This window comes from Pseudomonas sp. IT-P218 (genome assembly GCF_949767605.1).
GTDB classification, from domain to species: Bacteria; Pseudomonadota; Gammaproteobacteria; order Pseudomonadales; family Pseudomonadaceae; genus Aquipseudomonas; species Aquipseudomonas putida_AE.
The window spans coordinates 373167-385325 of the sequence record NZ_CATKQQ010000022.1; the positions used below are offsets into that span (position 1 = coordinate 373167).

The following is a 12159-nucleotide window of genomic DNA, read 5'->3' on the forward strand; positions in this document are numbered from 1 at the left end:
GCGATCGAGTTATGTGGAGTAAAGGAGCCTAAGTCCAATGACGGACACAAAGCGGTAATGAGCCAGGGTTGGGCTCGCAGTTTGTGGCGTCCGTTCTGGGCCATGGGCTGTACGTGTTGCCTGCTGGTTATTTATCACGCAGAGGCCGGTGACCTGCCGCCTCCGCCCAGCGGCATGGAGGCTGTTGCCGATGCGCAGTTGTTTCTGGAACTGGTGGTCAACCAGATGAACACCGGACGAATCGTGGCGGTCGAGCAGCGCCATGGGCAATTCTTTGTTCCCGCCAGTGCGCTGCATGAAACCGGCATGAAACTGCCGCAAGACATCAAAGCCGAAGTCGGCCTCGACAGCTTGCCGGGCTTGCACAGCGAGTACGACAGCAACGCGCAGCGCCTGTTGCTGGACGTACCGCCCGACTGGCTGCCGGAGCAGTTTGTCGGCCGTCGCCAAGCCTATCCGCGTACCCCGGCGCTGAGCAGCTTCGGCGCCTTGCTCAACTATGACCTGTACCTCAACGACACCGATGATGCCGGCACTTACCTGGCCGCCTGGAACGAAGTGCGGCTGTTCGACAGTTGGGGGACGCTGTCCAATACCGGGCAATACCGCCGCACCTTGTCCGGGGACGCGGTTGACACGCTGAACAATGGTTACCTGCGCTATGACACCACCTGGCGCTACTCCGATGATGATCGGATGCTGACTTACGAGGCGGGCGACCTGGTCAGCGGTGCCTTGCCCTGGAGCAGTTCGGTGCGTCTGGGTGGCGTTCAACTGTCGCGGGACTTCGGCGTACGCCCGGACCTGGTGACCTACCCCTTGCCGCAGTTCGCCGGGGAGGCCGCGGTGCCGTCGTCGGTGGACCTGTTCATCAATGGCTACAAGTCCAGCAGCGCCGATCTGCAACCCGGCCCTTACACACTGACCAACATTCCGTTCATCAACGGTGCCGGCGAAGCCGTGGTGGTCACCACCGACGCCCTGGGACGCCAGGTCTCGACCACGGTGCCGTTCTACGTCACCAGCAGCTTGTTGCAAAAAGGCCTGTCGGACTTTTCCGTGGCGGCCGGCACCTTGCGCCAGGACTACGGCCTGCGGGATTCCAGTTATGGCCCCGGCGTCACGTCCGGCAGTTTGCGTTACGGCCTGAGTGACAACTTCACCCTGGAAATCCACGCTGAAGCCTCCGATGCGCTGGCGCTCGGTGGTGTTGGCGGTAATGTGCGGCTGGGCAATTTCGGCGTGCTCAACAGCGCCGTCAGCCAAAGCCGTTTCGACGGGGAAACCGGCCAGCAACTGAGCCTCGGTTATCAATACAGCAGCCAGCGCTACAGCTTTGCCTGGCAGCGCCTGCAACGGCGTGATCAATATGCCGACCTGACCGTGGTCGACAGTCCGTACACCACCCTCAGCAAACGCAGTGAGCAGGCTACCCTGAGCGTCAATCTCGATAGCTGGGGTAGCCTTGGCGCCGGGTATTTCGACGTGCGCGCGGCGGACGACTCGCGCACCCGCCTGCTTAACCTGACCTGGAGCAAACCGTTGTGGCGCAGCACCAGTTTTTACCTGTCGGCCAACCGCGAGATCGGCGACAGCAACTGGGCAGTGCAGGCGCAACTGGTGATTCCGTTCGACCTGCGTGGCAGCCTGGCCATCGGCAGTGAACGCAGCAAGGACGGCCAAGCGCAGCAGCGGGTCAACTACAGCCGTGCAGTGCCGACCGAGGGCGGGGTGGGCTTCAATCTCGGCTACGCCAAGGGTGATGGACCCGACTACCGGCAGGCCGACTTGACCTGGCGTCTACAGTCGGTGCAATTGCAGGCCGGGGTCTATGGCACCAGCGATGCCCAAACCCGTTGGGCCGATGCCAGCGGTTCGCTGGTGTGGATGGACCGCCAGGTGTTCGCCGCGAACCGCATCGACGACGCGTTTGTGGTGGTCAGCACCGATGGCTACGCCGATATTCCGGTGCGCTACGAAAACCAGCAGGTGGGCCAGACCGATCGAAACGGCCACTTGCTGGTACCGTGGAGCAGCGCCTATTACCGAGGCAAATACGAGATCGATCCGCTAAACCTGCCGGCCAACGTGCGCAGCCCCAACGTCGAGCAACGCATCGCGGTACGCCGTGGCAGCGGTTATCTGTTGGAGTTTCCGTTAAGCCGGGTGATCGCGGCGAGCATCGTGCTGGTAAACGCGCAGCAGCAGGAGTTGCCCTTGGGCAGCGGGGTGGTGCATGAGCAGAGCGGCACGCAAACCGTGGTCGGCTGGGACGGTCTGGTGTACCTGGAAAACCTGCAGGCGCAGAACGATCTGCGGGTGACGATGGGCGATGGCAAGACCTGCCATGTGCAGTTTGCCGCCGACCTGACCCAGGATCAGGTCCCGCTGCTCGGGCCGTTGGTGTGCCGATGAAGTGGCTGATGCTGCTGGTGCTCTGGCTGCCCGCACCCGCGTGGGCCTTGTGTTCGGTGGGCGGCACTACACCCGTGGCATTCGGCTCATTGAGTTCGATTGCCGTGCGCACCACACCGCAACCCGGTTCCACGCTCAACGGCGGCTTGCGTTGCACCGGCTCGCTGTTGACTTTGCTGAGCAGCAACGATCACTTCTGGGCCACCGTTACGTCGACCCAGAGCGGTTTGCTCGGTCCCACCGGCGACGTCATCGGCTACACGATCTACGCCAACAACAGCACCAGCTACCCGCTGACCCGCGGCACCGCCTACGACTTCGCGCGCAATGGAATCATCGACGCGCTTGGCCTGCTCGGTGGTACGACCCCAAAAACCGTGCCCTTGTATTTCGCCACCACCATCGGCAGCAACGTCGCGGCCGGGATCTATAGCGAAACCCTGAGCATTTTCTGGAACTGGAACTATTGCTCGGGCATCGGCGTTGGCGGGATTTGCCTGGGACGCGACATTGGTAGCGGCACCGCCACGTTGACGATCACCCTGACGGTTGCCAACGACTGCACCATCACCGCCCCGAACATCGCCTTCGGCAGCGCGCCGGTGGTCAGTGCTTTCTCCCCGGTCACCGGACAGACCATCAACCTGGCTTGTACCAAAGGCAGCGCTTACACCGTGGGACTGAGCGATGGGCAAAACCCGCTGAGTGTCGGCGGGCGTCGACGGATGATCTCGAATGATAATTACCTGGCCTATGACATTTTCAAGAGTGCCGGCACGACCCGCTGGGGAAGCGTGGGCAGTGCGCGTCGGGCCAGTTCGGATGCCGAGGTCAATCCGGGGAATGGACTGGGGACGGGGAGCCAGATCTTCAATTACAACGCGAAGATCTATACCGATCAGGCGACTCCACCCGCGGGGACTTATCTGGACAGTGTGGTGTTGGATGTGGGGTTCTGATGTTGCAGCTTAAAACCGCCCAAACTTGAGCGGGTATTCGATCACAATGTAGATCCTGTCGATGTCACCCCCGCCTTGGGCGCTGTTTGCCCGATGGACCACGTGGGACAGCTGCACAGACAAGTCCTTGGCCGGCCCTGACTGCAGCACATACCGAAGATCGATATCGCGCTCCCAGTGTCGTCCACCATCGCCTTGTTGAGGAACGTACTCTCCAGTCGATTCGTCGAAAGGGTTATAGCCTCCGCCTTGGGGCGCGTGGGTTCCGTCGATACCGCGTCCGTTGACGTAACGCGTCATGAATTTCAATCCAGGTATGCCGTAGCTGCCCAGGTCGAGGTCATAACGGGCCTGCCAGGAACGTTCATGGGGGCCATTGAAGTCGGCATACTTGATCGAATTGGCAAGGTAGATGGAGTCGCCGCCGACAAAATCGAACGGGGTGTCGCCGTTGATCTTTTGGTAGGCGAGGGTGAAACCATGGCCTGCGGCGGTGTATTTGCCAGCCAGGCTGTAGGCAGTGTTATCAATGGCTCCGGCCACCGACTCGCCATAATCCCTGGTGTGGTAAACGTTGCCGTCGACGAATACGCCGGACTGCTTCAGGTGCAAGTTGCCATAGTATTGGTGCCAGGTGTCACTCAGCTGTGAGACATAAAGCGCACCCCCTATCGGGCGTTCTTCAAACAGGTTGGCGCCAATGAAATCGATGCCGCCCGTTCGGGTACTCACACCGTAACCTGCGAAATCGCCTTTACTGGTCGATGCGTCCTGGTTCTTGAAAGCCGTGAAGTGACCTGCCAGCAAGTGCATGTCATCGATTTCCCGGCTATCCAATAGCAGGCCGGTGGCGTACTCGGGTTGCAGGCGTTTGTCCGCCGTGTCGAACACCGGCGTTTCCACGGTCATTTCACCGAACGCCAAGGTGGTGCGAGAGGTGCGCAGCTTGAGAGCGCCACCACCACTGGAATAATCGTCTTCGCTACGTCCCTCTTGGTCGAGTGGCAGTAATCCCGTCCCGGAATGCCCCTTGCCACCGTCGAGCTTCAATCCGAGAAACCCATGGGCATCGATGCCAAAACCAATCGCACCAGAGGTAAATCCGGACTCGAACGACGTAATGAACCCTTGGGCCCATTCCTGGGTGTAGTTTTTGCCTGAAGGCGAAGGTGAGCGATAGTCATTGCTCAAGTAAAAGTTTCGACTGAGCACTTCAAGTGAAGAGCCTTCTCGAAACCCTTGTGACGGTTGCGCCGCTTGCGACGCCAAGGCTGTTCCACTGGGGGCGCAGGTGACCAGAACAAGCGCGCAAGCGACTCGCAGCTCTTGAGCGGCAAACAGGGCTTTCGATGCAACCAGCATGGGTCAGCTCACCGGCTGGGGTTGGCGGCGCGACCCACTCATTTTAGCCTGTGTTGTATTCATCACTTGCATGTCCATCGCCTCACGGGAGTCGAAGAGATGGTCGCGCATTTTGGAAAGGGAGAATTGGATAGACGTGCGGTTTTTTGCATTGCTGCGCGCGCATTGGCAATGATTCGCCGGCTAGCGCTTCGCAACCACGACCGCTGGAAAGTTGCGCCGTTGCAAACGGCGCAATCGATCTGTTATCGAATCAACGGCACGCCACTGAGCGTTTGCAAGTCTTCAAAGCTGATATCGGCAACAATCTCCCGGACCTTCAAGCCGTCTGAAGTGACGTCCAGAATAGCCAGGTCGGTATAAATCCGCGTCACGCAGCCAATGCCGGTCAGCGGGTAGGTGCATTGCGGCACCAATTTGCTTTCGCCGGTCTTGGTCAGGTGATCCATCATGACGAACACCTGGCGTGCGCCTGTCGCCAGGTCCATCGCACCGCCCACAGCCGGGATGGAACCTTCGGCGCCGGTGTGCCAGTTGGCGAGGTCACCGTTGACCGCGACCTGGAAGGCGCCCAGCACGGCAATATCGATGTGCCCACCGCGCATCATCGAGAACGAATCGGCGTGGTGAAAATAGGCGCCACCGGCCAGCAGCGTCACGTGCTGTTTGCCCGCGTTGATCAGGTCATCGTCTTCCTCACCCGGTGCAGGGCTTGGGCCCATGCCCAGTACACCGTTTTCACTGTGCAGGAACACTTCCTTGTCACCCAGGTAGTTGGCCACCAGCGTGGGTACGCCAATGCCCAGGTTCACGTAGGAACCTTCGAGAATATCGTCGGCCACACGTTGGGCCATTTCGCTACGCGATAGTTTTTTCATGACAGTCATGGCGGGCCTCAGTTGACGTTGGCGTTCGAGTAAGTGGCGCGCGGCACGGCGACCACGCGCTGGACGAAGATCCCCGGGGTGATGATGTGTTCCGGGTCCAGCTCTCCCAACTCGACGATCTGATTGACCTGGGCGATAGTGTTTTTCGCTGCCATGGCCATGATCGGTCCAAAATTACGCGCAGCCTTGCGATAGGTGAGATTGCCCCAGCGATCGCCTTTTTCGGCCTTGATCAGTGCAACGTCGGCGTGCAACGGCATTTCCAGCACATAGTTGCGACCGTCGATCACCCGGGTTTCCTTGCCTTCGGCCAGCAGCGTGCCATAACCGGTCGGCGAATAAAACGCACCGATGCCAGAGCCTGCCGCACGAATACGTTCGGCCAGGTTGCCTTGCGGCACGACCTCAAGCTGCACCTTTCCGGCCAGGTAGAGTTCATCGAAAACATAGGAATCGGACTGGCGTGGAAACGAGCAGATCACCTTGGCAACGCGCCCGGCCTTGAGCAAGGCGGCCAGGCCGATTTCACCGTTGCCGGCATTGTTGCTGATGATGGTCAGGTCGCGAGCGCCCGAAGCGATCACGCCATCTACCAACTGCGACGGCATCCCGGCAGTGCCGAAGCCACCGACCATGATGACCGAACCATCGGCAATGCCGTCCAGTGCGGCAGCGACGGATTCAAATGTTTTATTGATCAAGGCGTACTCCTGTTTTTATTCGGCTGAACAGAATGATCCAAGGGAAAACCGCGTGAATCACGGTTAATGCAATGGAGCATAGGGTGCCAAACAATGGGTCGAGGAGGGTGCCCCGAGACGCGATGTCGTGCGATTAACGAACACAAATCGATTATCGAACACAGCGTTGAATGGTCATTCGAAAGTTGGATCTTCGTGCAGGGTACTGTGGAGAGGACGCCCAGCCAAGGCTGGGCGTCATTAGACCCAGCCCGTATGGTGACTCCTGGCAAGGCCTTCACGGCCTACTCAGATGTCATCTCCATCTCCGGGCTGAGTGTGCCGAGCCAGGCAACCAGGCCCATGATGATGACCGCGACCGAAAGCTCCAGCATCATGCTGCGCCGCAAGGCGTTGATGGCAACGGTTTGAGCACCTGCCTGAAGGGATCGCTCGAGCAGCGGGCTCAGGTGAAAACGGTTAACCGCCGCAAACACCAGCATCCCGGCAAACAAGATTACCTTCAACGACAGCAAGGCCCCGTATGTGCTGGATGTCAACGACTCGAATGCTGGCCCGACAACCATCAGATAGTTGACGATTCCGGTGACCGCCAGGGTTACGACGATCAGCGTCCCTGCGGATTCGAACCCCGTCAGTGTTCGAGCCAGCAACCTTGCCTGCCGGTCGCCTGTCAGGTTGGTTGAGCGCAATAACAGCGCGAAGGCGGCGAGCGCGCCCAGCCAGCTGCCTGCACCCAGAAGATGGACAATATCGCTGGCGAGGTGCAGGTAGCGTCGGCGGCCTTCATCCATGGCGCCATGCCCGGTCCAGGCCAGCGTCGCCAGGGCGACGGCCCCGCACAGTGTGACCAGCCAGAGGCTCAATGTCGGGGCTCGTCGATTGAGAGCGGTGGAGAGGACCGCCACCGTCAACGAGGCAATCCGAACCATCCAGGTCAACCCGACGTCAGTCTCCATCAGCATCATCTGCAGAATGTGTTGATGCAGTTCCATGACGCTGGCCATGCCGCTCATCGTCTTGGCCATGTGCAGCATGGCCGCCATCGATAGCAGTATGCCGCATAGGGCAGTGCCCACCAGCAACGTCCCAAAGTTCAACACGGCACCATGCGCCCGTTCCTTTCCCTTGAGGCTGTACAGGCCAAACAGTGCCAGCCCGAAGAGCAACATCAGGTCGATGTAGAGTGCGAAGCGAAGACTGATAGGGATCAAGTCGTCCATGAATCAGTTGACTGTGAAGGTGACGGCGCCTGTGATCGGATGCGTATCCGAAGAAACAGCCCGCCACTCGACCTTGTAGGTGCCTGGTGGAAGCGGTGCTGCCGGGGTGATGACCATCATTTTCGGGTCGGCGCTGCCCGCTACAGTGGCCTTGATGCCCATGGGGGAGTGGGAAGACATGCCCGGCATTTCGGTCATGATCAGTTTCGCACCGGAAAATTGGGTGGTGAGCTTTTCCGAGAAGCTCAGTTCGATTTTTGCCGGTGAAGTCACCGTGGCGCCGTCGCTGGGGTTAGAGGACAGCAGTTTTGGATGCGCTTGGGTGACCGCACTCAACAACAGACCGGCGCTGAGTGCTGAAACAGAGATGAGGGCTTTCAGGGGTGACATGCCAAGCTCCTGACGGCCTGAGCCGTGGTCGGGGGATTATTGTTCGAGTTGCTTCAGCAAACACGTATCTCTCGGGTTCAGAACCACATTCGCATACCGACGACAAAGCGCGTATCGCTGCGGTCTTCGCCTTCTTCAAGGAGGTAATCCGCTGTTTTGCCGTAGGCGCGGTTCCAGGTCACACCGATATAAGGTGCAAACTCGGGGCGTATTTCATAGCGCAGCCTCAGGCCGACCTCGGCGTCCGACAGCCCGGAACCTGTGGCTCGCTGGGCGTCGTTTTTACCGTAGAGGTTGATTTCAGCAGTGGGCTGTAGAATCAAACGGTTGGTCAGCAGAATGTCGTAGTCGCCCTTGAGCCGCAGCGCGGTCTGGCCGGCTTCGCCCAAATAGGCGGTCGCCTGGGTTTCGAAGCCGTAGAGCGCCATGCCTTGCAACCCCAGCGCCGCCCATGTCTGGGGGGCGCCAGGTTTGAAGTCCTGGCGCACACCACTGACCACCTCCCACCAGGGACTGACGGCGTGGCCCCAGAGTGCCTGGAGCTCAGCGCTTTCGGTCACGCCATTGGTTCGCTCGCCTTCAGTGCGCAGCCAGAGGCGATCGGTGTCGCGGCCAATCCAGCCGTTGGCCTCCCAACGCAGTGCGCTGCCATCGTCAGCGTCTTGCCATTCGAATTGATCGACCAGGAAAAACGAGTTGATCGAGCGGTCGTGCATCTGATGACCGGCATGGCTTGCAAACACCGCCGCGCGATCGGCATCGGTGAGCGCCGGGATCGGTGTCCGGCTTTGCTGGGGCGCGGCGGGTTTCATACCCTGCATCTGGGTGTCATCCATGCCCTGCATTTGGGAGTGATCCATACCCTGCATCTGCTTGCCGTCCATACCTTGCATCGGCTCGCTCTGCCCGTACGCAAGCGGCACGCCCCCCATGCCCAGGATGACCAGGCCGGCGAGTAGCGGTTTGGCGGTTCTTTCGAAGTTCATGTCTGGCTCCTACTCTTGCACACGGACTTCGCGGAACATGCCCATTTCCATGTGGTACATCAGGTGGCAGTGATACGCCCATCGCCCCAGGGCATCGGCGGTCACGCGGTAGCTGCGTTTGCTGCCTGGCGGCATGTCGATGGTGTGCTTGCGAACCATGAAGTCACCGTTTTCATCCTCCAGGTCACTCCACATGCCATGCAGATGAATGGGATGCATCATCATGGTGTCGTTCACCAGCACCAGCCGGATGCGTTCTCCATATTTGAGAAGAAGCGGCTGGGCATCCGCGAATTTGACACCGTCAAAAGACCACGCGAACTTCTCCATGTGTCCGGTCAGGTGCAGGGTGATGGTGCGGCCGGGTTCCCGACCATCGGGATCCGGGAAGGCGCTCTTCAGGTCCGCGTAGGTGAGTACCCGGCGACCGTTGTTTCTCAGGCCCATGCCGGGGTCATTGAGTTTCGGCGTGGGGCTCATCGCTTGCATGTCTACCAGTGGGTTATTCGCTTCCGAGGCCGGGTGCGGCTCCAGCGAGTCCATGCCGGTCATGCCCTGCATACCGCCAGCGGGCGCCATCTGACTGTGATCCATACCCTCCATGCCTTGCATCGAGTCCTGGGTGTGGCCCGTCATATCACCGTGATCCATCCCGGCCATATCACCCATGCCCATGTCGCTCATGGTGATCAACGGACGTGGATCCAGGGGTGGCACAGGCGCCGAGAGCCCTTCATGTACAGACAGCGTGCCTCTGGCGAAACCGGTGCGATCCATCGACTGGGCGAACAAGGTGTAGGCGTTCTCGGTGGGTTCGACGATCACGTCAAAGGTTTCGGCCACGGCGATGCGAAACTCATCGACGCTGACCGGATTCACGTATTGCCCGTCTGCGGCGACGACCGTCATCTTCAAACCGGGAATTCGCACGTCGAAATAGCTCATCGCCGAGCCATTGATGAATCGCAGGCGCAGCCGTTCTCCGGGCTTGAAAATACCAGTCCAGTTACCGTCGGGCGCCTGCCCGTTAAGCAGGTAGGTGTAGGTGGCGCCGCTGACGTCGGCGAGATCAGTGGGGTTCATCTTCATTTCAGCCCACATTTTCCGATCCGCGAGGGTCGCAGACCAACCGTTCTTGCCGACGTCATCGATGAAGTCGCCAACGGTGCGTTTGTGCTGGTTGTAGTAACTGGATTGTTTCTTGAGCTTTTTCATGACCCGCTCGGGGTCTTCGTCCGTCCAGTCGGACAGCATCACCACATAGTCGCGGTCATAGCTGAAGGGTTCGGGATCCTTTGCATCGATAACCAGTGGGCCGTAGACGCCGACCTGCTCCTGGAACCCGGAATGGCTGTGATACCAGTAGGTGCCGTTCTGTTTGACCTTGAAGGAGTATACGTACAGACCGCCCGGTTCGATGCCGTGAAAACTCAGGCCTGGTACACCGTCCATGTTCACCGGAAGAATGATGCCGTGCCAATGGATCGAGGTGTCTTCCTTGAGTCGGTTCCTGACCCGCAACGTCACCGTATCGCCTTCGCGCCAGCGCAATGTCGGGCCGGGTAGGCTGCCGTTGATGGTCATGGCGGTGCGGGGCGTGCCTGTGAAATTCACCCCCATCTCACCAATGAACAGGTCGAAATCCGTGCCGGCGAGCACATTCGGCTGGCCTTGGCTGGTAATTGCCCACACCGGGCTGCGCCACAACCCACAGCCTGCAAGTACTCCGCCTGCCGCCAGGGCTTTTACGAAAGTGCGTCTTGATGTTCTGGGATGCATGGAGGGTATCCAATAAGTCAGAATCCAGGCAGATACGGATCCGCTGTCACAGTACGGCCAGGCCTCGTTCGTTGGAGTCGCTGCCAGCCGTCATTCGCGAGCAAGATGTCACATCATCAGGCGGCGCGTGATTACATTTCCGTCAGGTTGGCGACTGTGATTTGGCTGTGCTGCGAGTGAGCAGTGCCGATAGAACCGGATTTGTATGACTGAGGGGCTGGCATCCAGTAATACGTCGCATAGGTTCAATGGGCGGCAGATTTTTTACCCTTGGCATATTGCCCAAGGTCAAAACCGCCGTCCCATTGGCTAGGGGCTCGTGCGCATCACTTGCTCATCGGCATCTTCATCATGCTCGACTGTTGATCCATCATTTTCATCATCATGTTCATCATTCCCATGCCGTCCTTGTTGCCTGTCATGTCCATGCCATGACAGTTCTTGTGCATCATCGCCATGCTGTCCTTCATCGTCTTCATGCTCTCCTGCATGGCTGCCTGCCGTTCCTCAGGCGTCTTGGCTGCCGCTGCCTTGTCATGTGCGTCCTGCATCTTTTGCATTTGCTCGGTCATCGCCTTGTTCTGCATGGACATGGCCGCTTCGCTTGTTTGAACGGGTGAGGGCGACGCTTGGTCCGGGTGATGTTCATCGGCGGCCGAGACCATTAATGGGCTGCTCGCGAGCAAGGTGACGAGGATCAATCTCAGTGAGGCATGCATGGCAATCTCCAAAGGGTGAGGACAACGCTACCAAGCCGCGTCAGGTTGGGCGCAGTCAGACAGGGCGCCGGAAATCGGCGCGAAGCAGGTCGGTTTAATCGTTGAAACGGACGAAGATCAGGCGGGCGGGCGGTCTGGCGGGTACAGGATGCCGTAATGCAAGAAAGGCTAAAGCAGAGGGTTTGGCGAGATACAAAATCAACAACGCGGGGGGCAGCAACAGAAATATCCAACTGGTCAGCACAGATATTAGAAGATGCAGAAGACTCACGGCTATCGCCGTGTCTGCGCAGTGTTGAAGGCAACCAACGGTACGGGCGTCCTGGCTATCGTGTTCTTGCGTGGTGTTCAGCGAGGCATGGCTTGTAGCCGGACTTTGGCTGGGTTGCGTCAGACATCCCTGGCCCGCTGCCAGACCAAACGCCAGCACCCAAAGCACTATGGCCAGGCGTATGAGCGTTGGTTGACGATGGCGAAACCAGAACATGGAGAATCTCCGGTACCGATAGCGGGTTTTGAATTTTCAACATACGCCACATCGAAGTGCAAAGGTGGATCCATATCAAAGTATTCAACCTGGCGTCGGCTTTTGATGAGAATTCACGCAATCATGTCGGCGAAGACCGCCTATGACGCCCGCGGGGGTATCTTTCACCTGAGCATGTCAGAGCGCAACGGCCTGGCGCAGTCCGATGACAGCCTGTGTTCAATAATCCGTGAATGACATCGTAAGAGGTG

General features: G+C 59.2%; 12 protein-coding genes. 3 read left to right on the forward strand and 9 right to left on the reverse strand.

Annotated elements, in window-relative coordinates:
* Nucleotides 1–57 precede the first annotated feature (57 nt).
* Nucleotides 58–2415: a fimbria/pilus outer membrane usher protein gene (locus tag ACM6I6_RS15780; RefSeq protein WP_414920197.1), complete on the forward strand. Its 2358-nt coding sequence runs from the start codon at nucleotides 58–60 to the stop codon at nucleotides 2413–2415.
* Nucleotides 2412–3374 (forward strand): spore coat U domain-containing protein, encoded by a 963-nt coding sequence (locus ACM6I6_RS15785; protein WP_414920198.1) that lies wholly within the window; start codon nucleotides 2412–2414, stop codon nucleotides 3372–3374. Before ACM6I6_RS15780 ends, ACM6I6_RS15785 begins: the two co-directional genes overlap by 4 nt.
* Before the next feature lie 9 nt (nucleotides 3375–3383).
* Here the strand turns inward: ACM6I6_RS15785 and ACM6I6_RS15790 are convergent, their stop codons facing one another.
* From ACM6I6_RS15790 to ACM6I6_RS15830, 9 genes are all read right to left on the reverse strand, one after another.
* Nucleotides 3384–4736 carry an OprD family porin gene (locus ACM6I6_RS15790; RefSeq protein ID WP_323625911.1) on the reverse strand — a complete coding sequence of 451 codons (1353 nt, stop codon included), beginning with the start codon at nucleotides 4734–4736 and terminating at the stop codon, nucleotides 3384–3386.
* A gap of 245 nt (nucleotides 4737–4981) precedes the next feature.
* Complete coding sequence (locus ACM6I6_RS15795) at nucleotides 4982–5623, reverse strand: 3-oxoacid CoA-transferase subunit B (protein WP_274075281.1); 642 nt, start codon at nucleotides 5621–5623, stop codon at nucleotides 4982–4984.
* Nucleotides 5624–5631: 8 nt separating this feature from the next.
* Nucleotides 5632–6324 carry a 3-oxoacid CoA-transferase subunit A gene (locus ACM6I6_RS15800; protein ID WP_274075280.1) on the reverse strand — a complete coding sequence of 231 codons (693 nt, stop codon included), beginning with the start codon at nucleotides 6322–6324 and terminating at the stop codon, nucleotides 5632–5634.
* Nucleotides 6325–6608: 284 nt separating this feature from the next.
* Nucleotides 6609–7547, reverse strand: a complete 939-nt coding sequence (copD, locus tag ACM6I6_RS15805; protein ID WP_414920199.1) for a copper homeostasis membrane protein CopD — start codon at nucleotides 7545–7547, stop codon at nucleotides 6609–6611.
* Nucleotides 7548–7550: 3 nt separating this feature from the next.
* Nucleotides 7551–7937 carry a copper homeostasis periplasmic binding protein CopC gene (gene copC, locus ACM6I6_RS15810; protein WP_408595971.1) on the reverse strand — a complete coding sequence of 129 codons (387 nt, stop codon included), beginning with the start codon at nucleotides 7935–7937 and terminating at the stop codon, nucleotides 7551–7553.
* A gap of 77 nt (nucleotides 7938–8014) precedes the next feature.
* Complete coding sequence (locus ACM6I6_RS15815; RefSeq protein WP_414920253.1) at nucleotides 8015–8869, reverse strand: copper resistance protein B; 855 nt, start codon at nucleotides 8867–8869, stop codon at nucleotides 8015–8017.
* Between the two features lie 63 nt (nucleotides 8870–8932).
* A complete protein-coding gene (locus tag ACM6I6_RS15820) occupies nucleotides 8933–10702 on the reverse strand; it encodes a copper resistance system multicopper oxidase (RefSeq protein ID WP_408595973.1) in 1770 nt (589 codons plus the stop codon).
* A gap of 326 nt (nucleotides 10703–11028) precedes the next feature.
* A complete protein-coding gene (locus ACM6I6_RS15825) occupies nucleotides 11029–11421 on the reverse strand; it encodes a hypothetical protein (RefSeq protein ID WP_408595975.1) in 393 nt (130 codons plus the stop codon).
* 94 nt (nucleotides 11422–11515) lie between these two features.
* Nucleotides 11516–11908 carry a hypothetical protein gene (locus ACM6I6_RS15830; protein ID WP_414920200.1) on the reverse strand — a complete coding sequence of 131 codons (393 nt, stop codon included), beginning with the start codon at nucleotides 11906–11908 and terminating at the stop codon, nucleotides 11516–11518.
* Between the two features lie 105 nt (nucleotides 11909–12013).
* Here ACM6I6_RS15830 and ACM6I6_RS15835 point away from each other — a divergent pair, with 105 nt between their 5' ends.
* Entirely contained in the window at nucleotides 12014–12145 is a 132-nt protein-coding gene (locus ACM6I6_RS15835; RefSeq protein WP_408595979.1) for a hypothetical protein, read from the forward strand.
* Nucleotides 12146–12159 lie beyond the last annotated feature (14 nt).